Genomic DNA, 24704 nt, shown 5'->3' on the forward strand with positions numbered 1-24704 from the left:
GGGCTGTTTGCCGACCTTGATGGAACAGGGCGTGCAATCTCATATGAACTTGAACGAGAGCTGATACCGTGACCTTACTCTGGATCTTGTTAATTCCTTTTATCGGCGGCTTGCTCTGCTGGCAGATGGAGCGTCTCGGCGGGCAGTTTGTCCGCTGGGTTGCCCTCCTCTCCATGAGCGCCAGCCTACTGCTCTCCTGTGCCATCTGGCTAAGTGGTGATTTCTCTCTTGCCACCACCGGCCTCGATAGCGCAGGCGTCACTGGTGCCGCTTCCCCATGGGCTGCCGAATGGCGTCTGCCCTGGATCCCCCGCTTCGGCATCTCCCTGCATCTGGCAGTGGATGGTTTGTCACTGCTGATGGTCATCCTCACCTGCTTTATCGGGGTACTGGCCATCCTCTGTTCGTGGAAAGAGATCGTGCAACGCATCGGCTTCTTCCATCTGAACCTGCTCTGGATCCTGGGTGGCGTGCTCGGCGTCTTTATGGCGCTGGATCTGTTCCTCTTCTTCTTCTTCTGGGAGATGATGCTGGTTCCCATGTACTTCCTGATTGCGCTATGGGGCCATTCGGTCACTGACGGCAAATCACGGATCAACGCGGCGACCAAGTTCTTCATCTACACCCAGGTGAGCGGCCTGATCATGCTGGTGGCCATCATCGGGCTGGTGCTGACCCACCAGCATGCCACCGGTGTATTCACCTTCAACTATCTGGATCTGCTCAATACCCCGATGAGCAAGGGTGTACAGTGGCTGCTGATGCTGGGCTTCTTCATCGCCTTCGCGGTCAAGATGCCGCTGGTGCCGCTGCACGGCTGGCTGCCGGATGCCCATAGTCAGGCGCCGACCGCAGGCTCGGTGGACCTGGCCGGTATTTTGCTGAAAACCGCGGCCTATGGTCTGCTGCGCTTCGCACTGCCCCTCTTCCCGGAGGCCTCAGCCGAATTTGCCCCCTACGCCATGGTGCTGGGTCTTGTCGGCATCGTGTATGGCGCCATCGTGGCCTTTGCCCAGACCGACATCAAACGGCTGGTGGCCTACACCAGCATCTCCCACATGGGTTTTGTGATGATCGCCATCTACTCGGGTAGCGAAGTGGCCCTGCAGGGTGCCGTTGTGCAGATGATCGCCCACGGTCTCTCCGCTGCCGGCCTCTTCATCCTCTGCGGTCAGCTCTATGAGCGGCTGCACACCCGCGACCTGCGCCAGATGGGTGGTCTGTGGGGACGCTTACGCTATCTGCCGGGTGTGATGCTCTTCTTCTCGGTCGCCTCTCTGGGCATGCCGGGCACCGGCAACTTCGTCGGCGAGTTCCTGATCCTGATCGGCAGCTTCCAGGTCGCCCCGGTGATCACTGCGGTCGCTACCTTCGGTCTGGTGCTGGCCTCGGTCTACTCCCTCATCATGCTGCAGCGCGCCTGCTTTGGCCCGGCCAAGGACGAGAGCATCCTGAAAGGACTGGATCGCCGCGAGCTGACCATGATGATGGTGATTGCGGGCCTGCTGGTTCTGCTGGGCCTCTATCCCCAACCCGTGATTGATACCGCCAGCAGCAGCCTTATCAACGTGCTGCACTGGTATCTGCTGCCAACTGCTGGAGCTCTGCAATGACTTTCTCCGCTTCCCAACTGCTGGCACTGCTTCCCCTGCTGCTGACCACCGGGGCCATGGCGGCCCTGATGCTGGCCATCGCGTGGCGCCGCTGTGTCACTACCGCCTTTACCGTCACCATCATTGGTCTCAACCTAGCGCTCTTCTCCCTGCCCATCGTGATGGCGCAAGGAGATCAGGGGGTCACCCCGCTGCTGCAAGTCGATGGCTATGCCGTCTTCTACATGGGATTGGTGCTGATTGGTGCGCTGGCAACCTGTACCTTCGGCCAGTCGTGGCTGAAAGCCTACCCGGATAACCGGGAAGAGTTCTTCCTGCTGCTGCTAATCGCCACGGCCGGTGGTCTGGTGCTGGCTTGCTCCCGCCACCTCGCCTCTCTCTTTATCGGGATCGAGATGCTGACCCTGCCGATGTTCGGTCTGGTCGGGTACGCCTACCGCGAGCGCCACTCGCTGGAAGCCGCGGTGAAGTACATGGTGCTCTCTGCCGCCGCCACCGCCTTCCTGCTGTTTGGTATGGCGCTGCTCTATGCCCAGGCTGGCAGCCTGAGCTTTGATGCCCTCGGGGTGACCATGGCCCAGAGCCCGGCTCACCATCCGCTGCTGATGGGTGGCCTCGGTCTGATGCTGGTCGGTTTTGCCTTCAAACTCTCGCTGGCCCCCTTCCATCTCTGGACGCCGGATGTCTACGAAGGTGCACCGGCACCGGTCGCCACCTTCCTTGCGACCGTCAGCAAGGTCGCCGTGTTTGCCGTACTGCTGCGCTTCTATCTGGCCGTACCGGCTGCAGCCGATCCCATGATCCACTGGTTGCTGGCCGCCATGGCGTTCATTTCCATCCTGATCGGCAACCTGCTGGCCCTGGTGCAAAGCAACATCAAGCGGATGCTGGGCTACTCCTCCATCTCCCACTTTGGTTATCTGCTGGCGGTGATCGTGGCGAGCCGTATCGGCCAGATGCCGGTGGAAGCGGCCGGGGTCTACCTGCTGATGTATCTCTTCACCAGCCTCGGCGCCTTTGGCGTCGTCAGCATGATGTCGAGCCCCTATCGCGGCAAGGATGCGGACTCTCTGCACAGCTATCGTGGCCTGTTCTGGAAGCGTCCCTACCTGACCGCCGTACTGACCGTGATGATGCTCTCTCTGGCCGGTATCCCGATGACCCTCGGCTTCATCGGCAAGTTCTACCTCATCGGTGTGACTGTCGAGGCCCAGCTCTGGTGGCTCTCCGCCGCCATCATCTTGGGCAGTGCGCTGGGTCTCTACTACTACCTCCGTGTGATGGTGACCCTCTATCTGCGTGAGCCGGGCATGCAGCAACGCGATGCCAGCGCCAACTGGGCGCTCTCCTCCGGTGGCGTGGTTGTGCTGCTCTCGGCCGCTCTGGTGGTATTGCTCGGCCTCTACCCACAACCAGTCATCTCGCTGGTACAGGGTTTCCAGAACGTGGTTCTGCAATAATCCCCCTTCTCTAAATCAAAACCGGCAGCCTTGGCTGCCGGTTTTTTTATCCTCATCCTTCCCCTCCCCCGAACCCATTTGCAGAGCCTGGATCAACTCTCTCCCTCATCAACGTACTCTGTGACAAAGCCATTGGTTGACTTGCCACCTCGTTTGCCTAACCCACTCAGTTGCGCCATAAAAAAACCGGCCAATTGGCCGGTTTCTGTTGTTACGCGCTAGCGCCGTCTCTATTAACCCAGACGAACCCGAGCGTTGCGGAACATCCGCATCCAGGCGCCATCCTCGCCCCAGTTGTCCGGGTGCCAGGAGTTGGCCACTGTGCGGAACACCCGCTCCGGGTGCGGCATCATGATGGTGGCGCGACCGTCGGTGGTAGTCACGGCGGTGATGCCGTCCGGCGAGCCATTCGGGTTGGCCGGGTACTGCTCGGTCACGCAGCCTCGGTTGTCGACAAAGCGCAGCCCCACCAGCCCGCTGGTTTGCAGTGCGTTCAGGTGAGCGGCATCGCGCACCTCGACGCGCCCTTCCCCGTGGGAGACGGCAATCGGCATCACCGAGCCAACCATGCCGGCGAAGAAGGCCGACGGTGACTCCTGTACCTGCACCAGACTGAAGCGAGCCTCGAAGCGCTCGGAGCGGTTGCGCACAAAGCGCGGCCACAGCTCGGCGCCCGGGATGAGATCCCGCAGGTTGGACATCATCTGGCAACCGTTACACACGCCCAGCGACAAAGTATCACCACGCTCGAAGAAGCGCTGGAACTGCTCGCGGGCACCGTCGTTAAACAGGATGGACTTGGCCCAGCCTTCGCCCGCCCCCAGCACATCGCCGTAGGAGAAGCCGCCACAAGCCACCAGGGTCTGGAACTCCTCCAGCTTGATGCGACCGGAGAGGATGTCGCTCATATGGACGTCTACCGCAGCAAAGCCGGCGCGGTCAAACGCCGCCGCCATCTCCACGTGGGAGTTGACCCCCTGCTCGCGCAGCACCGCCAGACGGGGGGAGACCCCACGGGCAATGTAAGGTGCAGCCACATCTTCGGCCGGGTTGAAGCTGAGCTTGGCCTGCAGGCCCGGATCGGTGGCGTCCTGACGAGCAGCATGCTCCTGATCCGCGCACTCGGGGTTGTCGCGCAGGCGCTGCATCTGCCAGCTGGTCTCGCCCCAGATAGTGCGAAGGGCAGTGCGGCTGGCGCGATAAACCTCCTGACCGGCACGTTGCAGGGTGATGAGATCCCCCTCGCGCACCGTGCCGAGCACGTGAGAGCAAGCCGCCAGACCGTGACCGGCCAGCAGGGTCATCACCGCTTCCTTATCTTCGCGGCGCACCTGGATGACGGCGCCCAGCTCTTCGTTAAACAGCGCAGGCAGCAGCTCGCCACCGATGCGATCGAGCTGGATGTCGAGACCGCAGTGACCGGCAAACGCCATCTCGGTCAGTGTCACGAACAGGCCGCCGTCAGAACGGTCGTGATAGGCGATCAGCTTGCGATCGGCCACCAGCGCCTGAATGGCGTTGAAGAAGCCCTTGAGCTGAACCGGATTGTCGAGATCCGGCGCCTTGTCGCCCAGCTGGCGATAGACCTGCGCCAGCGCAGAGGCGCCGAGGCGCTGCTTGCCGTTACCAAGGTCGATGAGGATAAGGTCGGTCTCACCGAGATCGGTACGCAGCTGCGGAGTAACCGTGTTGCGCACATCCTCAACCCGGGCAAACGCCGAGATGAGCAGGGAGAGCGGCGAAGTGACACTGTGCTCCTTGCCATCCTGCTGCCATCGGGTCTTCATGGACATGGAGTCCTTGCCCACCGGAATGGTGATGCCAAGTGCCGGGCAGAGCTCCTCGCCCACCGCTTTGACCGCCTCATAGAGCCCGGCATCTTCACCCGGGTGACCGGCGGCGGCCATCCAGTTGGCGGAGAGCTTGACCCGCTTGAGGGAACCGATGTGAGCCGGTGCCAGGTTGGTAAGTGCTTCCGCCACCGCCATACGGGCAGAAGCAGCGTGGGAGAGCAGGGCCACCGGGGTGCGCTCGCCCATGGACATGGCTTCGCCGTGGTAGCTGTCGTAGGTGGCGGCGGTGACGGCGCAATCGGCAACCGGGACCTGCCAGGGGCCAACCATCTGGTCGCGGTTGACCAGACCGGTCACGCTACGATCGCCGATGGTGATAAGGAAGGACTTCTCCGCCACGGTGGGCAGACGCAGCACCCGCTCGGCAGCTTCGCCCAGGATGATGCCATCGAGTTGGAGCGCTTTGCCTTGTGCAGGCAGGGTCACCACATCGCGATGCATCTTGGGGGTCTTGCCCAGCAGCACATCCAGCGGCAGATCGATGGGGTGGTTGTCAAAATGCTGATCGGAGAGCGTCAGGTGCTTCTCTTCGGTGGCAGTACCGATAACGGCATAGGGTGCGCGCTCGCGCTCGCACAGAGCCTTGAACAGCGGCAGCTTCTCCTTGGCCACTGCCAGCACGTAACGCTCCTGGGATTCGTTGCACCAGATCTCCAGCGGGCTCATGCCCGGCTCATCGTTCGGGATGGCGCGCAAATCGAAGCGACCGCCGCGATCGCCGTCGCTCACCAGCTCCGGCATAGCGTTGGAGAGACCGCCCGCCCCCACGTCGTGGATGAAGACGATGGGGTTGTCGTCCCCCAGCTGCCAGCAGCGGTCGATCACCTCCTGACAGCGGCGCTCCATCTCGGGGTTGTCACGTTGCACCGAGGCAAAATCGAGATCTTCGGCCGACTGGCCGGAAGCCATGGAGGAAGCTGCGCCGCCGCCCAGACCGATGTTCATCGCCGGGCCACCCAGCACGATGAGGGCCGCCCCGACCGGGATCTCCCCTTTCTGGACGTGCTCGGAGCGGATATTGCCGATGCCGCCCGCCAGCATGATGGGTTTGTGGTAGCCACGTACCTCGACGCCGTTGTGGCCCGGCACCTCCTCTTCGAAGGTACGGAAGTAACCGAGAATGGCCGGACGGCCGAACTCGTTGTTGAAGGCGGCGCCGCCGAGCGGCCCCTCCTGCATGATGTCAAACGCGCTGACGATGCGACTCGGCTTGCCAAAATCCTGCTCCCAGGGCTGCTCAAAGCCGGGGATGCGCAGGTTGGAGACGGAGAAACCGACCAGACCCGCCTTGGGCTTGGCACCGCGACCGGTGGCACCCTCGTCGCGGATCTCGCCGCCTGAGCCGGTGGCTGCCCCCGGGAAGGGGGAGATGGCGGTCGGGTGGTTGTGGGTCTCCACCTTCATCAGGATGTCGACTTGCTCCTGATGATACTGGTACTCGCCGCTGGCCGGGCTCGGGAAGAAACGGCCACCCTGGCTCCCTTCCATCACGGCGGCGTTGTCTTTATAGGCAGAGAGGACATGATCCGGCGTCTGCTCGAAGGTGTTCTTGATCATCTTGAACAGCGACTTGGGCTGCTGCTCACCATCGATGGTCCAGTCGGCGTTGAAGATCTTGTGGCGACAGTGCTCGGAGTTTGCCTGAGCAAACATGTAGAGCTCGATGTCGTTGGGGTTGCGACCCAGCCTGGTGAAATTCTCCACCAGATAGTCGATTTCGTCGTCGGCCAGCGCCAGACCCAGCGCCACGTTGGCCTCTGCCAAGGCTGCGCGACCACCGCCCAGCACATCGACCTGGGTAAATGGGCGCGGCTCGTGATGGGCAAACAGGGCGCTCGCTGCTTCCATGTCGGCAAACACCGCCTCCATCATGCGATCGTGCAGCACGGCCGCCACATCGGCGCGCTGGGCGGCGCTCAGCTCACCCTTGGCCTGCACGTAATAGGCAATGCCGCGTTCGAGCCGCTTGACCTTGTTCAGGCCGCAGTTGTGGGCGATGTCGGTTGCTTTGGAAGACCAGGGGGAGATAGTGCCGGGGCGGGGGGTAACGAGAAACAGCTGACCGCTGGGGGTGTGTTCGGGGATAGTCGGGCCGTAGCGCAGAAGCTGGCCCAAGGTCGCTCGCTCCGGGGGCGACAACGGGCTCGAAAGTTCGGCAAAGTGCACGTATTCGGCATAGACATCCTCTATCTCTACTCCTCTCTCCTGTTTCATCTGCGCAAATCGCTGCAGCAGTTTTTGGACACGAAACTCAGACAGTGCAGGGGCACCACGCAAGATATCCATATGACCTTTCTCACCAAGTTTTGAAGTGGGGGGAATTGAGACGCGCGTATTATAGGGAGCTGGCCCACAGCGGACAAACGTTTTTCTCGTTTTGTGTAGTGTGACTCGGCGCACACTCTCTGGTATAAAGGTGCTTCTTTTTTGACAAATGCCGATTTTTTCAACAAAGGTACTCACCTACTTGCGCTGCATTTTTCGACTATTTATCGGGCTGACGTTGCTGCTGACCCTGGTCGGTTGTGACTTCTACACCCCCTCCAGCCAGCTGGAGCAGATCCGCCAACGGGGCGAGATCCGGGTTGGCACCATCTACGGTCGCTACCTCCTACTACCAGCGTGACGACACCGCCCAGGGGTTCGATTACGAGCTGGCCAAAAATTACGCCGACTGGCTGGGGGTCAAACTCACCATCATTCCGGTCGACAGCTCGGATGAACTGGTAGAACTGCTCAAGAAGGGCAAACTCGATCTGGCTGCTGCCGCCATCATGGTCACCCCGGAGCGGCGCCAGCTGTTTCGCTTCGGCCCGGGTTTCTATCAGGTCTCGCCCAAGCTGGTCTATCGCAACGGCAAGCCAAAGCCGGACTCTCTGGATGATATCAAGGGCAAGTTGGTGGTTGCTGCCGGCTCGACCGGTGAAGATCTGCTCAAGGAGATCAGCAAGACCAATCCAGACCTCAACTGGAGCGTCAGCAACACGGCCGACCTGGAGGAGCTGCTCAAGCAGGTGGTGGATGGCAAGATTGACTACACGGTAGTGCAGGATACAGTGCTCGCCCGCAGCCAGCGCTACTACCCGGAGCTTACCGAAGGGCTGACCCTGGCCCAGAAACAGACCGTCGCCTGGGCCATGAGCAAGCTGCCCGACGACAGTCTCTACGCCAGCGTCATCGACTTCTTCGGCCAGCGCTTCATGGACGGTGCCATCGCCAAGCTCGATGAGAAGTACTTCGGCCACGTGCAGAACTTCGATTTCGTCGATACCCGCACCTTCCTGCAGCGGGCCAAGAGCCTGCTGCCCAAGTACCAGTCGCTGTTCCAGAACCATGCCAAGAACATCGACTGGCGCCTGCTGGCCGCCATCAGCTATCAGGAATCCCACTGGGATCCGCAGGCCCGCTCCTACACCGGCGTGCGCGGCATGATGATGCTGACCGAGCCCACCGCCAAGGCGATGGGGGTCAACGACCGGCTCCATCCGGAAGAGAGCATCAAGGGCGGAGCCCTCTATCTGCAGCAGATGATGGAGAAGGTGCCTGACTCGGTGCCTGATGACGAGAAGGTGTGGTTTGCCCTCACCGCCTACAACATAGGTTACGGCCACATGATGGATGCCCGTCGCCTCACCAAGGATCTGGGTAAGAACCCGGATGCCTGGGGCGACGTGAAAGAGGTGCTGCCGCTGCTGCAGCAGGCGCGCTGGCATCGCAAGGTGCGCTACGGCTATGCCCGTGGCGGCGAGGCGCGCAACTACGTCAACAACGTGCGCCAGTATTACCAGAGCCTGCTCTGGCTCGACAACGAGAAGCAGCGAGCACAGCAGCGCGAAAACATCGACAACGCCAGCGAACCCGAGCTGGCGGAGCGCCCCACCGTCATCGCCGAGGTAGTCAATCAGATCACCATGCGCTAACAAACTATTATTCGACTGTTTTCACGCAAACTTCTCTGTTACCATCGAATTACATCGGAGCCTATCCGAAATCGCATTGTTTTCATTATGTTGAGAGATTAAATAACAGCAATTTCGGATGGGCTCCATCAATGACCCAAGGCCCGGATGGCCACCTAAGTTGGGAGGAGACCAAGATGCAAAAACGTAGAAAAATCAGTCTGGTCAGAAAAGCAAAGTGCAGCTGGAGCCCCAGACGCAAACTCAAGCTTAATGACATCAAGCGCAACCTGTGGCGCAGAAATCGATCCTATACCCTGCTTATCGCAGAGCACACAGCATAAACCCGGCATTAGCCGGGTTTTTTATGCTCTGGATTTTTCAGGCTTGCTGGATGTCGGCGCTAAATTGCACCGAGCGCTTGGAGACCAGCGAGTTGCAGTGATTGCAGAAGTAATCGACCGCACCGCACGCCTTGAGCCGCTCCAGCTCCTGCTGGCAGGTGGGGCAGAGTGCGGTGACCCGCACAATGGCCTTGCAGTTACCGCAAGTTTGCTCCTTGCTGCGGGTATCCAGTTCACTCTGGCAGGATGGACAAAGCAGGGCTTCCATAATCAACTCCTCGAAAAGTGGATCTGCCATGGTCTGGCTCCATGGCAGATCCCCCTCCCCTTGCTCCTCACCTTGACATGGCGAGGATAACAAAGCGGCTGCCGGTGAGGGCAGCCGCCAGGGCTTATTTCTTCTTCATCTTCAGCAGCCGTTTGCGCTGGCGCTCCTGACTCAGGGTCAGGGTATTCTTCTTGCCTTCAAACGGGTTGACCGACTCCTGGAACTCTACCCGGATCGGTGAGCCCATGATCTTGAGGGACTTGCGGAAGTAGTTGATCAGATACCGCTTGTAGGAGTCCGGCAAGTCGTTCAACTGGTTGCCGTGGATCACGATGCGCGGCGGGTTGTAACCACCGGCGTGGGCATATTTGAGTTTGACGCGACGACCGTTGACCATAGGCGGCTGGTGATCTTCCTGCGCCATCTGCATGATGCGGGTCAGCATGGCGGTGCTGGTACGGCGGGTGGCGGACTGGTAAGCCTCCTGAATGGATTCAAACAGATGGCCAACACCGCTGCCGTGCAGGGCGGAGATGAAGTGAACGCGAGCAAAGTCGATGAAGCCCAAGCGACGATCCAGCTCGTTCTTCACATCCTCTTTCACCTTCTGATCCAGACCATCCCACTTGTTCACCACCAGCACCACAGAGCGGCCGGTGTTGAGGACGAAACCGAGGATGCTCAAGTCCTGATCGGTGATGGTCTCCTGAGCGTCGATCACCAGCAGGCAGACGTTGGCATCTTCGATGGCCTTGAGGGTCTTGATGACGGAGAACTTCTCCACCGTCTCGTGCACCTTGCCGCGGCGACGCACGCCGGCGGTATCGATGATGACGTACTTCTGATCGTCACGCTCCATCGGGATGTAGACGGAATCACGGGTGGTGCCCGGCATGTCATAGACGATGACCCGATCTTCACCCAGCATACGGTTGGTCAGGGTTGATTTGCCGACGTTGGGGCGACCGACGATGGCGAACTTGATGGGCAGATCGGCGAACGGCGTCTCCTTGGTGTCCTCTTTGGTATCGAGTTCACCCGCAGCCACCATGCGCAGCAGGGCCTCTTCGTCGAAGTCCTCTTCTTCCTCGTCCTGCACCTCTTCATCACCAGCGGCTTCGACCAGCGTCTCCAGGTGAGGAGCCAGCGCCAGCTCAAGCAGGCTCAATACGCCGCGACCGTGAGCGGCCGCCATCTGGTAAACCTCACCCAGCGCCAGACCGTAAAACTCGGAGACAGCAGAGTCACCGTCGATGCCGTCGGTCTTGTTGGCGACCAGAAACACCTTCTTGTGAGTCTTGCGCAGGTGCTCGGCGATGGCCTGATCTGCAGCAGTCAAACCGGCACGAGCATCCACCATGAACAGCACCACATCGGCTTCTTCGATGGCCAGCAGGGACTGCTCGGCCATCTTCAGCTCGATCCCCTCCTCGGTGCCATCGATACCGCCGGTATCGACCACGATAAATTCCAGCTCGCCCAGCTTCGCCTGGCCATATTTGCCGGTCCCGGGTCAGGCCGGGGAAGTCGGCAACCAGGGCATCCCGGGTACGGGTCAGGCGGTTAAACAGGGTGGATTTCCCCACATTGGGGCGGCCCACCAGGGCAACAACAGGAGTCATAAAAGCCTCATTCTCAAGACGACAAAGGCTCCGGTTCCGAAGACCAGGAGCCGGATATTCAAATTAACGGACGATCAAGGACGCTTTAGTGCGTACAGCTTGCCGCCACGGCTCTGCACATACAGGGTGTCACCATCCACAAGCGGGGCGGCATACAGACCACTGCTGTCGAGCTGCTGCATCGCCTTGATGGTACCGTCGGTACGATCAAGCCAGTACAGGTATCCTTCCACATCACCCACCACCACATAGTCACCGAAGATGACAGGTGCAGTGACGGTACGATTCTCCAGCTGGGTGTTGAACCACAGCTCCAGACCATTGCGACGGTCGATGGCAAACAGGTGGCTGCGACTGTCGGTCAGCACGATGGCGTTGCCGGTGATAGCGAGATCGCGATAGCCGGAATACTTGCGCTTCCACACTTCATCGCCGCTCATCAGCTTGCGCGCCATCAACTGGCCATTGTAGGCGATGGCGTAGAGCTCATCACCGGCGATCAGCGGGCTGGCATCGACGTCCACCATGCGGTCAAGCTCGGTAGCACCGCGCGGGTCGGCCACCTTGGATTGACGCACCGGCTGGCCGTTGCTCAGCAGGGCAATGCCCACCTTGCCATCGGCGCGGCCATAGATGACGGCGCCATTGGTGATCACCGGGGCACCGGCACTGCGCAGGGTCAGCGGCGGCTGCTCTTCGGAGAGCGTCCACTGCATCTTGCCTTCGTCGGTGTCGAGCGCAATCAGGCGACCGGAGGTGGTCAGTACCACCACGCGACCATCTTCAACCGCAGGGCTGGCGACCACTTCGCCGGGCACATTGGTCTGCCACAGCACTTCGCCGTTCTCTTCGTTCAGGGCGTAGACCACCCCGTTCTCGGAGCCGAGGAACAGCTTGCCGTAACGGGAGACCAGACCGCCGGAGAGACGAGCGCTGCGCTTGTCGGCGTTGACCGGCAGATCGGCCAGATCGACGGTCCAGAGGCGATCGCCACTGGCACGGTCGAAGGCGGTGACATCGCCATCGCGCGCAGCGGCATAGATGCGCTCATCTTCCACTGCCGGCTTGAGCTGGGAGTAGAAGTCACCGATGCCGTCACCGACGGTGGAAGACCACTCGGTATCGGCACTGAAAGCGGATTCGACCTTGGGCAGCGGTGCCATGGGGTTCAAATCCTCTTCCGAGCTGAACAGGGAGCAGCCCTGCAGGGCGAAGGAGACCGCAGCCCCCAGCGCCACCATTTTGAATAGATTACGCATCCGGTGCCTCACCCGTGGTCATGGCCGGCAGGGCCAGATCGTCCATCTTCAACTTGAGCTCCTGGCTGCCCTGCAGGCCGCCGGCATCGGCTGCTGCCTGATAGGCATCGCGAGCCTCCTCAATCTTGCCCTGCTTTTGCAGGATGTCGCCGCGCACTTCGGCCACCTGGGCCTTGAAGGCGTCGCTGTTGATTTTGCCAAGCTGGGCCAGCGCGTCATCGGCTTTGCCCTGATCGTTCAATACGCGAGCCAGACGCAGCGCAGCGATGGGACGAATGCTCTCGTCACCGCTGGTTGCGACCTGGGTCAGCTGCTCGGCAGCCAGATCCAGCTTGCCGGCCTTGACGGCGGCGGCAGCCAGTTGCAGCGCGGCCAGCTCGCCATAGGAGTCGCCCTTGTTGGCGGAGACAAACTGCGCTGCCTGCTCGAAACCGGCGGCGTCGCCTTTAGCCAGCTGGGTAATCACCTGGTTGTAGGCGTGGGAGGAGGCCTCCATGGTCTGTTGCTGGTACTGGTTGTAGTAGCGCCAGCCAAACAGGCCGACCAGACCGATCACGGTACCGGCGATCACCGAGGTCCCGTTCTCTTTCCACCACTCCTTGATAACCTCAACCTGTTGTTCTTCGGTGGTATAAACTTCCACAGCTTACTCTCCTTTGGCTGCCAGCAGGGCAATGGCGGCGTCAACCTTGACGGTCTGTTGCTCGGCCTGACCACGCAGATATTTGATAGTGATCTCCCCGTTTTGCACCTCGGTCTCACCAAGGATCAGGGCGATGGACGCGCCGCTCTTGTCGGCACGCTTGAGTTGTTTCTTGAAGTTGCCGCCGCCGCAGTGGCTCATCAGGCGCAAATCCGGCAGCGCATCACGCAGACGCTCGGCCAGCTGGAAGCCAGCCTGCTCGGTTCCCTCGCCCACCATCGCCAGATAGACATCGACCGCCGGGCGAATGTCGCCGTTGAGCTCGAGGGTCTCCAGCATCAGCACCAGACGCTCCATGCCCATGGCAAACCCGACTGCAGGCGTCGGCTGGCCACCCAGCTGCTCCACCAGACCGTCATAGCGGCCACCGGCACAGACGGTGCCCTGGGCACCCAAGCTGTTGGTCACCCACTCGAATACGGTGAGATTGTAATAGTCGAGGCCACGCACCAGACGCTCGTTCACTTCGTACTTGATGCCGGCAGAGTCGAGCATGCGCTTGAGCCCCTCGAAGTGAGCCAGACTCTCTTCGCCCAGATGGTCGAACAGACGGGGTGCACCGACCAGCACGGCCTGCACTTTCTCGTCCTTGGAATCGAGCACTCGCAGCGGGTTGCTGTACATGCGGCGCTGGCTCTCTTCATCCAGCTGATCCTTGTACTGCTCCAGATAGGCCACCAGCGCATCGCGGTAAGCGGCACGCTCGGCGCTCTGGCCCAGAGTGTTGAGCTGCAGTGTCACATGCTCGCTGATACCGAACAGGCGCCACAGGCGGTTGGTCAGCATGATGAGCTCGGCGTCGATATCCGGCCCGTTGATGCCAAACAGCTCGACACCAAACTGGTGGAACTGGCGATAACGGCCCTTCTGGGGACGCTCGTGACGGAACATGGGGCCCATATACCACATCCGGCGCTCCTGGTTGTAGAGCAGGCCGTGCTCGATACCGGCGCGGACGCAGCTGGCGGTCCCTTCCGGACGCAGGCTCAGGCTGTCGCCATTGCGATCTTCAAAGGTATACATCTCTTTTTCGACCACGTCGGTCACTTCACCGATGGCGCGTTTGAACAGATGGGTCTGCTCGACAATCGGCATGCGCACTTCGCTGTAGCCATAGCTGGCAACGACCTGGCGCAGGATCTGTTCAACCTTCTGCCATACCGGGCTCTGCTCCGGCAGGCAATCATTCATACCGCGAATAGCTTGGATCTGTTTTGCCACGTTGATACTCGAGAAAAAGAGGTAAAATTTGGCCGCATTATAGGGATTTTCACCCCCGAGGTAAAATCAGGGAATCCGCAAGCGGGGTGTAAAATCAGTCACCTGGAAATAGGGCCACCCGAAGTGGCCCCTGTCCGTTCAATCCTTGTCCACCGGGATCCGGTTAACCGGGTCCAGCATGGCGGCGCGGGCACGAATGCGGCGCTCAAGGGTCGGGATGAGATCCTTGTTGTCGAGCCGGTCAACACGCTGGCCCCCTTCGTAGAAGGCACTCTTGTTGGCCGCACCGGCAAGACCCAGATCGGAAACCAGCGCTTCGCCCGGCCCGTTCACCACACAGCCGATGATGGAGACATCCATCGGGGTGATAATGTCTTCGAGCCGCTCTTCCAGCGCATTGACTGTGCCAATGACGTCGAACTCCTGACGGGAGCAGGAGGGGCAAGCGATGAAATTGATGCCACGGGAGCGGATCCGCAGGGATTTGAGGATGTCGAAACCGACCTTCACTTCTTCTACCGGATCAGCCGCCAGCGAGATGCGCAGGGTGTCGCCGATGCCATCAGCCAGCAGCATGCCAAGACCAATGGAGGACTTCACCGCACCGGCACGGAAACCGCCCGCTTCGGTGATGCCCAGATGGAGCGGCTGCTCAATCTGCTTGGCCAGCAGGCGATAGGCGCCCACGGCGAGGAATACATCAGACGCCTTGACGCTCACCTTGAAGTTCTGGAAATCGAGGCGATCGAGATACTCGACGTGACGCATGGCGGACTCCACCAGTGCCTCTGGGGTTGGCTCGCCATACTTCTCCTGAATATCCTTCTCGAGCGACCCGCCATTGACCCCGATACGGATCGGGATATTGAGGTCGCGCGCGCAATCGACAACAGAGCGCACTCGCTGCTCGTTGCCGATGTTGCCCGGATTGATACGCAGGCAGTCAGCGCCATACTCGGCCACTTTCAGGGCGATGCGATAGTCAAAATGGATATCGGCAACGATGGGGATCCGAGTCTGCTGTTTGATCAGCTTGAACGCTTCCGCCGCTTCCATGGTGGGCACGGAAACCCGGACGATATCGGCACCGACCCGCTCGATCCGCTGGATCTGCTCGACAGTGGCGGCGACATCGGTGGTCTTGGTGTTGGTCATGGTCTGCACCGTAATGGGGGCATCACCCCCTACCGGTACATTGCCAACCATGATCTGCCGTGATTTACGACGAATAATGGGAGATTCGTGTGCGGACATGACGAACAGATTACTCCTGCGGCAGTGAGAAGCGGGCAGTACGACCGTTGTTGTAACGGCTCATATCAAAGGACTTGCCCTTGTAGTCGAGCTTGACCGCCATCGGCGCGCCAATGATGAACTTCAGGGGCTCGGCACCTTCCAGTACCAGCTCGTCATTTGCCTTCTTCAGACCGCTGAAGAGAGTCTTGCCCTTGGCATCCTTCACATCCAGCCAGCAGTCGGCGGTAAAGCTCATCTTGAGTTGCGGCGCAGTTGCCGGATCTACGACAGTCTCTTCAGATTCGGTCGCAGTGGCACCGGAGGCGGCAACATCAGCTACCGTGCTGACAGCGCCGCTGGCGTCGGTCAATGCCACGGCAGCAGAAGCCGGAGCCAGGGTGGCAGCCGCGTCAGAAACAGCAGCAGCCGGGGCAACGATAGTAGCTGCCGCGGCAGAGACATCCTGAGCCGGCGCAGTGGCATCATTTGCCACCGCAACGGTTGCTGTGTCGGCAGTTGGCGCTGCGGTTGTGCTCATTTCGGTCGCGGCCAGCGCCTCATCTCCGGCAGAGCGGCGGGTCGTACTCTGCCACCACCAGGCAACGGAGAGCGCAATCAGCACCAGGATCACCAGCCAGGTCACGACTTTCAGACGACTGTCGCTCGCCTGCTGACGGGAACGGCGCGAGAAGCTCTGCATGTCGATATTGTCGGGCGGCGTCAGCCCCAGCTTGTCGTAGGCGGCAAGAATGGTCTCCTCCGGGATCCCCACCAGCTTGGCGTAGGTGCGCAGATAGCCCCGGATAAAGGTATGAGACGTATGCTTGTCGTACGTATCCGATTCGATAGCGGCAATCAGGGTCAGACGAAGGTGAATGCGGGACGCAACCTGTTCTCGTGTCCAGCCGAGCTGTTCACGGGCGTTGCGCAGCAGCTGGCCTGGGCCCACTGCCTGGGTGTCGTCTTGAAAATCGTGTTGCTGTTCAGTAGTCATTGGCTAAATAACGCTTGGCTTGTTGCGAAGTGGGATATTGCCTTACCAGCTCATTCCCGAATTGGTGGAGTAATGCCGGTTTGTCCATTGCCTGTGCCAGCCGCAATCTCAACCAGAGACTGTCCTCGTTCTCGTCTGACACTTCTGCAAAACGGGCGAGGTAGGACTGCACATCAGGCAGCTTGCCATCTTTCATGGAAAGCTCGGCCAAGTCCAGCAATAACCTTGGGTTGCGGGGATTATACCCCAAGGCCAGGCGATAGTACTCGCTTGCTTTATCATTTCTATGATTTTGCTGGGCGCAAAGTGCCGCATTTTCATAGGTATCGGCAATTTTCACGTAGCCTGGCTGAATAACAGCCTGGTTGAACGCCTTGTCTGCCTCGTCATAGCGGCCGCGGTCACACAAAAAGGCGCCATAGTTGTTCATTGCGTCAGCATTGGACGGATCCATGGCCAGGGCGTTCTTGTAGCTGGTCTCTGCCGCCTTGAAATCACCGACCTGTTGATAGAAATAGGCGAAACCGATCTGAACCGCTGGATTGGAGGGATCATATTTGAGGGCGCGATCAAGATTGAACTTGGCCTGTTCGGCATTGCCCTGCTGCAGATATTGAATACCGAGATCGATGCGGGTCTGGGCCGCCGCCTTCAGATCGGGCCCCGACTCACGCTGGGTGGAATTCTGGCCAGCGTAAGTGGTCTCGGTCACACAACCTGGCAGCGCACTAAGCGCTGCCACTACCATCAATGTACGTGTATCCATTCCCTGTCTATACAATGGCTTAGCAATTAAACCATTTTGACGGAAATCCCATCCTGTTGCATCCGATTTTTGATGGTGCGCTTGGTGCGGTCAATCACGTCGCCCACCAGCTGGCCGCAAGCGGCATCGATATCGTCACCACGGGTCTTGCGGACGATCACGGTGAAACCGTACTCCATCAGCACCTTGGAGAAGCGGTCGATCCGGCTGTTGCTCGGCTTGCCGTAGGGGTTGCCCGGGAAGGGGTTGAACGGGATCAGGTTGATCTTGCTCGGGGTATCCTTGAGCACTTTGGCAAGCTCATGAGCATGCTGCATATCGTCATTGATATGATCGAGCAGCACATACTCGACGGTCACCCGACCGCCGTTGGCGTTGGATTTGCCCAGATAGCGACGAACCGCAGCGAGGAAGGCCTCGATGTTGTACTTGTCGTTGATCGGCATGATCTCGGAGCGCAGCTTGTCGTTCGGTGCGTGCAGAGAGATGGCCAGCGCCACGTCGATCTGGTCGCCCAGCATGTCGAGCGCCGGCACCACACCGGAGGTGGAGATGGTGACGCGGCGCTTGGAGATGCCAAAGCCGTAGTCATCCATCATCAGGCGCATGGCCGGCACCACGTTGGCGAGGTTGAGCAGCGGCTCACCCATCCCCATCATCACCACGTTGGTGATGGGGCGCTTGCCACCCACGACACGGGCCGCACGCCACACCTGACCGATGATCTCGGATACTTTCAGGTTGCGGTTGAAGCCTTGCTGAGCCGTGGAGCAGAACTTGCACTCCAGCGCACAGCCAACCTGAGAGGAGACGCAGAGGGTCGCGCGGTCATCTTCGGGGATGTAGACAGTCTCTACTTCCTGATCGCCCACCTGCAGCGCCCACTTGATGGTGCCATCGGAAGAGCGCTGCTCGCGGCTGATCTCGGGCGCCTTGATCTCGGCGATCTCTTTCAGGCGCTCCTTGAGCACCTTGTTGACGTTGGTCATCTGATCGAAATCATCACAACCAAAGTGATAGATCCACTTCATGACCTGATCTGCCCGGAACGGCTTCTCGCCCAGTTCGACGAAGAAGGCACGCATGGCATCCCGATCAAGATCCAGCAGGTTGATTTTTGTTTCGCTCATCAATGGCCTCGGTTCAAACACTTCAATCAATTATTGGCTGACGACGTCAGGGGGCGGCATTGTACAAATTATGGGTGCGGCTTTCCACCTGGAGAATAGAGGGATATTGGCAGAACGACCAAAACAACAAAGGGAGCCGAGGCTCCCTTGGGTCATCATCCACGAAAATCAGCCGCGCGGGCAGATCTCGTTGTCAGAGAAGAAGTAGGCAATTTCACGGGCAGCGGAAGCCGGTGCATCGGAGCCGTGCACGGCGTTGCGATCGATGCTCTCGGCGTAGCAGGCACGCAGGGTACCGGCCAGCGCCTCTTTCGGGTTGGTTGCGCCCATGATTTCACGGTTGCGACGGATGGCATCTTCCCCTTCCAGCACCTGCACCATAACGGGGCCGGAAGTCATGAAGCTGACCAGTGCGTCATAAAAAGGCTTGCCCTGATGTTCGGCATAGAAACCGGCTGCCTGCTCGCTGCTCATCCGCAGCATTTTGGATGCCACCACCTTCAAGCCTGCGCTTTCGAAACGGCTATAGATGGCACCGATCAGGTTCTTGCTGACAGCATCCGGCTTGACGATAGAGAAGGTACGTTCGATGGCCATTGATATCTTTCCTTAACTACAGTGTTTTATTGTTAGAATCCATGTTCGCTGGCGATTATACGTAAACAAAAACCGGAAAAACACACAAACAAGCAACTTTTTATTAAACATCACTCCCCTGCATTCAACATTCATACTCATCTTGACCGAGCAGAGCGGGAAAATATGTGCGCTTGCGCACGATAGTCTCCTGAAACCAACAAAACGCCATCTTTTGCTCACTATTCAACCATCACTAACAAGGCACCCGAAGGTGCCTTGTCATGCTTAAAGTACTTCTGCCAGCAGGGTGTGAGCTATGGTACGCATCCCCAAGGTATTGGCCCCTGGTGCCCACAGGCTATCGCCGTTGTCACTGAAGCAGGCAGCCAGATCGATGTGAAGCCACCCCTCCCCCTCATTGCCGACGAAACGGGAGAGGAAGCCCGCAGCATTGGAGGCGCCACCCGGCCCGCCCCCCTTGACCGGACGACTGTTGGCCGTGTCGGCATAGTGAGAAGGACACTGCTGGCGGTGCCAGGGTTCCAGCGGCAACGGCCAGGCCGGCTCCTGCTCAGCATCAGCGTACGCCATGGCCCGGCTCACCAGCCCCTTGTCGAGACCGAACAGGGCGTTGTAACGTCCACCCAGCGCCATCACTGCCGCACCGGTCAGGGTTGCGGCATCGATGATCAGCGGTGCACCGGACTCGCTAGCCAGCTGCAGGCCATCAGCCAGCACCAGCCGCCCCTCAGCATCGGTGTTGACGATCTCGACCGTGGTGCCGTTTTTGTAGGTGAGGATATCCCCCAACTTGTAGGCGTGACCGGAGACCAGGTTCTCGGCGCAGCACAGGATAAGCTTCACCCGCTTGTCGAGCCCGCGCAGCATGGCCAGCGCCAATGCGCCGGTCACGATGGCGGCGCCGCCCATGTCACACTTCATGGTGAGCATCCCCTCGGAGCTCTTCATGGAGTAGCCACCTGAGTCAAAGGTGATCCCCTTGCCCACCAGAGCCGCAGCCACCGGCGCTTTGGGATCCCGCCCCGGATTGAAGTCGAGCTCCAGCAGCACTGGCTCGCGCGCGCTGCCACGCCCGACCTGATAGAGGCCGACCCAACCCGCCTGTTGCAGCGCTTCACCCTTGAGAATGCGGTGGCTCACCTTGTCCGGTGCCAGCTCGGTAATAAAGGACGCGGCTTCAACAGCCAGCTCCAGCGGCCCCAGCTGCTCCGGTGTGGCATTGGTCATCTCCCGCACCCAGCGGCCACAGAGCCAGCGTGCTTCCAGCTCCTCTCTGTCATCTTCCGAGGACATGGCCCACTGCAGTTGCACCTCGGCTTTGGGGGTTTGCAAGCCCTGGGCAAAGGCCCACTGCTGCTCACGCTCCCAGTGGCCAGCCAGCGTCACTTTCTGGATCCCCTGCTGGCAGAGACGACGCGCCGCTTGCTGGATATCCAGCAAGGCATTGGTCGTTGTCAGATGGATCACCATGCCATCGGCGCGGTGCGAAAGCAGTGCCCCCTCCCCCCACTCGGCAGGGGCCAACTCCCGGCTCAACCAGACGTTCATGCGCTCACCTCCTGCAACCAACGGGCGATAGTGCGCAGGCCATGGCCCTTGGCACCGGTCGCCCACAGATCGTTGCCCGCTTTCTGGTAAGAAGCGGCCAGATCCAGGTGTACCCAGCCCTTGCCCTCATCGCGCACAAAGCGGGAGAGGAAAGCCGCTGCCGTAGTGGCACCAGCTGTCCCTTCAGCCGAAGCGACGTTGCCCAGATCGGCAAAGGCCGAGGTGAGCTGGCCGGCATGCCAGGGCTCCAGCGGCAGCGCCCAGGCCTGCTCGTTTTCCGCTTTGGCGGCGGCCAACGTGCGAGCCTGCTCGGCTTCATCGAGGGCGAACACCGCATTGTAGTCGCGGCCCAGCGCCATCTTGGCAGCACCGGTCAGGGTGGCGGCATCGAGGATATAGACCGCGCCACTGTCGGAGGCTGCCATCAAACCATCGGCCAGCACCAGACGCCCTTCGGCATCGGTGTTCTGGATCTCGACCGAAATGCCGTTTTTGTAAGTGATGATGTCGCCCAGCTTGAATGCGTGGCCCGAGACCAGGTTCTCGGCGCAGCAGAGGATCAACTTCACCCGCTGATTCAGACCGCGGCTGATGGCCAGCGCCAGCGCACCGGTCACCATGGCGGCACCGCCCATATCGGACTTCATCGGCAGCATGTTGTCAGAGGACTTCATGGAGTAGCCACCGGAGTCAAAAGTGATCCCCTTGCCCACCAGCGCCGCCACGACCGGGGCGTTGCGATCACCGGTCGGGTTGTAGTCAAGCTCCAGCAGCACCGGCTCGCGCTCGCTGCCACGGCCCACCGACCAGATCCCGATATGGCCAGACTCCCGCAGCGCTTCACCGGCCGTGATGCGGGCTGTCACCTTGTCACCAGCCAGACCGCGGATCAGCAGCAGCGCCGACTCCGCCAGACTCATGGGGTAGATCTCCTCCGGGGTGCCATTGGTGATCTCGCGCACCCAGCGGGTCGCCTTGAGCAAGCCATCCAGCTCGCGGGCATCCGCGTCGCTCTGCTGGCCGAAATCCAGTTCACGGGCTCCCTTGGCGGCGTAGAAACCCTGAGCAAACGCGTAGCGACGTTCCAGATCCCAATCTTCACCGGCCAGCGCAACCCGCTTGATCCCGCTCGACTCGAGACGACGGGCAGCACGCTGCACCGCGCGCAGCACCTCTTTCTCAACAGAGAGAGCGCCGAGGTGAATAGTGGCTTCATCGCCATTGAAACTGAGCAGGGCACCCTCGCCCCAGTGAGCGGCCGCAGCCTGGGTGGACAACCCTACCTTCATCATGTCAGCCATCTTCTCTTGCTTCCTTTTTTACTGGCACTGTTTTAATGCGCAAACAGGTAAGAACGAATACAAAAAAGGCCGTGCCCCAAAGGGGTCACGGCCTTCACCATATCACTGAAGCACCGATGGATGCTGCACGTGCAATTCACTTGTGTGTAATTAATGGCGTTCAGAGGCGAGGTTCAGGGTGTACTTGGGCAGCTCCACCACCAGATCCTCATCAGCCAGTTTGGCCTGGCAGCTGAGGCGCGATTCCGGCTCCAGCCCCCACGCCTTGTCCAGCATGTCGTCTTCCAGCTCGTCGCTCGGCTCGAGGGAGTCAAAGCCTTCACGCACCACACAGTGGCAGGTGGTGCAGGCACAGGACTTCTCGCAGGCATGCTCAATCTCGATGCCGTTGCGCAGCGCCACATCCAGAATGGTCTCGCCGCTCTCCCCTTCGAGGGCAGCGCCATCCGGACAGAGCACGGGATGAGGAAGAATGATCAGTTTTGGCATATTACACCTTGTTGACGTTTTGTCCGGTCAGCACCTTGCGAATGGAAGCATCCATCCGGCGGGCTGCAAACTCGCCACTGGCAGCATCCGCCGCCTCGATGGCCTCTTTGATTTGGTTGGTACTCCCCGACTGACGCATGGCCAGCAGATGGGCAATGGCGCCGTCGATTTCGGCGCGCTCTGTCGCACTGAGCAGTGCATCGCCATCGGCAGCCAGCGCGGCATTCAGGCTCTCGACCACCCGGTCGGCCTCGACCTGCTGCTCTGCCAGCATGCGGGCATCCATATCCTGCTGGGCATTCTCGATGGAGGCGCTCAGCATGTTGAGGATATCTTCCTCTGCCAGCCCGTAAGAGGGCTTGACCTGGATCTCGGCCTGCACGCCGGAGGATTTCTCCATGGCGCTGACCGAGAGCAGACCATCCGCATCCACCTGGAAAGTGACGCGAATATGGGCGGCACCGGCGGCCATCGGCGGAATGCCGGTCAGAGTAAAACGGGCCAGGGAGCGGCAATCCGCCACCAACTCACGCTCGCCCTGCACCACGTGGATGGCCATCGCAGTCTGACCATCCTTGAAGGTGGTGAACTCCTGAGCGCGGGCCACCGGTATGGTGGTATTGCGCGGGATCACCTTCTCGGCGAGTCCCCCCATGGTCTCAAGACCCAGGGAGAGCGGGATGACGTCCAGCAGCAGCATCTCGGCATCTGGCTTGTTGCCCACCAGAATATCGGCTTGAACAGCGGCGCCAATGGCCACAACCTTGTCGGGATCGATACTGGTGAGCGGTGTGCGACCAAAGAACTCGCCTACCATCTCGCGCACCAGCGGCACCCGGGTGGAGCCCCCTACCATCACCACCTCCAGCACTTCCACCTGCTCGAGACCCGCATCGCGCAGGGCGCGGCGGCAAGCCAGCAGAGTGCGTTTCACCAGCGGCGCGATGAGTTCATCAAACTGGCTGCGGCTCACAGAGCCCTGCCAGCCGGCAAAGGTGCAGGGAACGCTGTCGGCATCAGTCAGACCGTGTTTGACGGCGGCAGCCACATCCAGCAACTCACGCTGCAGACGGGCATCCAGCTCGCCGGTCAAACCGGCTTGATCTTTAATCCAGTCAGCCAGCAGGTGATCAAAATCATCGCCACCGAGGGCGGAATCACCGCCGGTCGCCATCACTTCGAATACACCGCGGTGCAGACGTAAAATAGAGATATCGAAGGTGCCGCCACCCAGGTCATAAACCGCGATAACCCCTTCCTGACCGGAGTCGAGGCCATAGGCGATGGCTGCGGCGGTCGGCTCGTTGAGCAGACGCAGCACGTGCAGACCGGCCAGACGGGCCGCATCCTTGGTGCCCTGACGCTGGGCATCATCAAAATAGGCGGGCACTGTGATAACCACACCATCGAGATCGCCACCCAGGGTCTGGGCGCCGCGCTCGGCCAGTTTTTTGAGAATTTCGGCCGACACTTGGACCGGGTTGACCAGCCCCTGACGGGTCTGCAACTGCGGCATACCGTTGTCGGCTGCCACGAATTGGTAAGGCTGCTGGCGGGTATCGATATCGGCCAGCGCCTTGCCCATCATCCGTTTGACCGAGACGATGGTATTGTGCGGGTCGAGCGCCGCTTCACGCTTGGCATCGAAGCCCACCCGGATTGCATCCGCCTGATAGTGAACGACTGAGGGGAGCAGGTCGCGCCCCTGTTCATCACTGAGAGTGGCGGCCTGACCGCTGCGTACTGCAGCGACGAGAGAATTGGTGGTACCGAGATCGATGCCGACGGCACGCTTGTGCTGATGGGGTACAGCGCTCTGGCCGGGTTCGGCGATTTGCAGTAATGCCATGGGTAATGAGACTTCCAGCGTTAAAGGATCAAGACTCGAGGAGCGAGTCTTCGAATCGTTCCAGCTCTTCGAGGAGCTTGTCGACAAACTTGAGTTTGCGAACGCAGTCGGCGGCGACAGGATCGTTGCCAGTGGCAAGCGAGTCGGTCAGCTGCTGCATCAACAGCTGGTGATCATGCCTGATCTCGCTGCGAAAATCCTTGATGGCGCGCTCAGGGTCAGCGTCACCTTTCAGATCGGCCAGACGCTCGCGCCATTCAAGCTGCTGCATCAGAAAAGCCGTGTCTTGCAGGGTTTGCTGTTCGCCACGAATATCGGTGCCACGCAGAGAGAGCAGATATTCGGCACGGCGCAGCGGCGCCTTGAGGGTGGTGAATGCGTCGTTGATCTGGGCGGCACGCTGTACCGCTGCCAGCTGCTCCCGCTCGGGAGCAGTGGCGAAACGATCGGGATGAAACTGGGTCTGCAGCTGACGGTAGGTATCGGCCAGCTGCCGGGTATCGAGCTCGAAGCCTTCAACCAGCCCAAACAGCTCGAAATGGTTCATGC

General features: G+C 60.2%; 17 protein-coding genes and 2 pseudogenes. 3 read left to right on the plus strand and 16 right to left on the minus strand.

Going from position 1 to position 24704, the window contains the following annotated elements:
- The first annotated feature begins 68 nt into the window (after positions 1–68).
- Positions 69–1613 carry an NADH-quinone oxidoreductase subunit M gene (nuoM, locus tag WE862_RS16510; protein WP_041207432.1) on the plus strand — a complete coding sequence of 515 codons (1545 nt, stop codon included), beginning with the start codon at positions 69–71 and terminating at the stop codon, positions 1611–1613.
- On the plus strand, positions 1610–3073 hold the full coding sequence (gene nuoN, locus WE862_RS16515) for an NADH-quinone oxidoreductase subunit NuoN (protein WP_041207431.1): 1464 nt from the start codon (positions 1610–1612) through the stop codon (positions 3071–3073). Before nuoM ends, nuoN begins: the two co-directional genes overlap by 4 nt.
- A 233-nt stretch (positions 3074–3306) precedes the next feature.
- Here nuoN and purL read toward each other — a convergent pair whose 3' ends face one another.
- On the minus strand, positions 3307–7212 hold the full coding sequence (gene purL / locus WE862_RS16520; RefSeq protein ID WP_042033543.1) for a phosphoribosylformylglycinamidine synthase: 3906 nt from the start codon (positions 7210–7212) through the stop codon (positions 3307–3309).
- A 148-nt stretch (positions 7213–7360) separates the two neighbouring features.
- Between purL and mltF the strand changes: the two are divergent.
- Positions 7361–8846 (plus strand): annotated as a pseudogene (gene mltF / locus WE862_RS16525) (membrane-bound lytic murein transglycosylase MltF).
- A 360-nt stretch (positions 8847–9206) separates the two neighbouring features.
- On the opposite strand, the gene WE862_RS16530 reads toward mltF, so the two are convergent.
- The 15 genes and pseudogenes from WE862_RS16530 to hscB form a co-directional block, all read right to left on the minus strand.
- Positions 9207–9437, minus strand: a complete 231-nt coding sequence (locus tag WE862_RS16530) for a zinc ribbon domain-containing protein (RefSeq protein ID WP_042033573.1) — start codon at positions 9435–9437, stop codon at positions 9207–9209.
- A 124-nt stretch (positions 9438–9561) separates the two neighbouring features.
- Positions 9562–11059: pseudogene (gene der, locus WE862_RS16535) on the minus strand (ribosome biogenesis GTPase Der).
- Positions 11060–11133: 74 nt separating this feature from the next.
- Positions 11134–12318 (minus strand): outer membrane protein assembly factor BamB, encoded by a 1185-nt coding sequence (bamB, locus tag WE862_RS16540; protein ID WP_339058646.1) that lies wholly within the window; start codon positions 12316–12318, stop codon positions 11134–11136.
- On the minus strand, positions 12311–12961 hold the full coding sequence (locus WE862_RS16545) for a YfgM family protein (protein WP_041207428.1): 651 nt from the start codon (positions 12959–12961) through the stop codon (positions 12311–12313). Before WE862_RS16545 ends, bamB begins: the two co-directional genes overlap by 8 nt.
- A gap of 3 nt (positions 12962–12964) precedes the next feature.
- A complete protein-coding gene (gene hisS / locus WE862_RS16550; protein ID WP_042033546.1) occupies positions 12965–14242 on the minus strand; it encodes a histidine--tRNA ligase in 1278 nt (425 codons plus the stop codon).
- Between the two features lie 138 nt (positions 14243–14380).
- The gene (gene ispG, locus WE862_RS16555; protein ID WP_042033547.1) at positions 14381–15496 is read right to left on the minus strand and encodes a flavodoxin-dependent (E)-4-hydroxy-3-methylbut-2-enyl-diphosphate synthase; all 1116 of its coding nucleotides are present in this window, start codon (positions 15494–15496) and stop codon (positions 14381–14383) included.
- Positions 15497–15506: 10 nt separating this feature from the next.
- Complete coding sequence (gene rodZ, locus WE862_RS16560) at positions 15507–16472, minus strand: cytoskeleton protein RodZ (RefSeq protein ID WP_042033548.1); 966 nt, start codon at positions 16470–16472, stop codon at positions 15507–15509.
- Positions 16462–17253 carry a PilW family type IVa pilus biogenesis/stability lipoprotein TapF gene (gene tapF / locus WE862_RS16565; protein ID WP_104014527.1) on the minus strand — a complete coding sequence of 264 codons (792 nt, stop codon included), beginning with the start codon at positions 17251–17253 and terminating at the stop codon, positions 16462–16464. Before tapF ends, rodZ begins: the two co-directional genes overlap by 11 nt.
- A gap of 11 nt (positions 17254–17264) precedes the next feature.
- Positions 17265–18368 carry a bifunctional tRNA (adenosine(37)-C2)-methyltransferase TrmG/ribosomal RNA large subunit methyltransferase RlmN gene (locus WE862_RS16570; protein ID WP_041207424.1) on the minus strand — a complete coding sequence of 368 codons (1104 nt, stop codon included), beginning with the start codon at positions 18366–18368 and terminating at the stop codon, positions 17265–17267.
- 168 nt (positions 18369–18536) lie between these two features.
- Complete coding sequence (gene ndk, locus WE862_RS16575) at positions 18537–18965, minus strand: nucleoside-diphosphate kinase (protein ID WP_041207423.1); 429 nt, start codon at positions 18963–18965, stop codon at positions 18537–18539.
- 267 nt (positions 18966–19232) lie between these two features.
- The gene (gene pepB, locus WE862_RS16580) at positions 19233–20516 is read right to left on the minus strand and encodes an aminopeptidase PepB (RefSeq protein WP_042033550.1); all 1284 of its coding nucleotides are present in this window, start codon (positions 20514–20516) and stop codon (positions 19233–19235) included.
- Positions 20513–21817: an aminopeptidase PepB gene (gene pepB / locus WE862_RS16585; protein WP_042033551.1), complete on the minus strand. Its 1305-nt coding sequence runs from the start codon at positions 21815–21817 to the stop codon at positions 20513–20515. The genes pepB (WE862_RS16580) and pepB (WE862_RS16585) overlap by 4 nt, the downstream gene beginning before the upstream one ends.
- Positions 21818–21967: 150 nt before the next feature.
- Positions 21968–22306, minus strand: a complete 339-nt coding sequence (fdx, locus tag WE862_RS16590; RefSeq protein ID WP_033114502.1) for an ISC system 2Fe-2S type ferredoxin — start codon at positions 22304–22306, stop codon at positions 21968–21970.
- A 1-nt stretch (position 22307) separates the two neighbouring features.
- A complete protein-coding gene (hscA, locus tag WE862_RS16595; RefSeq protein WP_042033552.1) occupies positions 22308–24155 on the minus strand; it encodes a Fe-S protein assembly chaperone HscA in 1848 nt (615 codons plus the stop codon).
- Between the two features lie 28 nt (positions 24156–24183).
- Positions 24184–24702: a co-chaperone HscB gene (gene hscB / locus WE862_RS16600; protein WP_042033553.1), complete on the minus strand. Its 519-nt coding sequence runs from the start codon at positions 24700–24702 to the stop codon at positions 24184–24186.
- Between the last annotated feature and the right edge of the window lie 2 nt (positions 24703–24704).

The sequence above is a fragment of the Aeromonas jandaei genome, from assembly GCF_037890695.1.
Classification (GTDB): Bacteria; Pseudomonadota; Gammaproteobacteria; order Enterobacterales; family Aeromonadaceae; genus Aeromonas; species Aeromonas jandaei.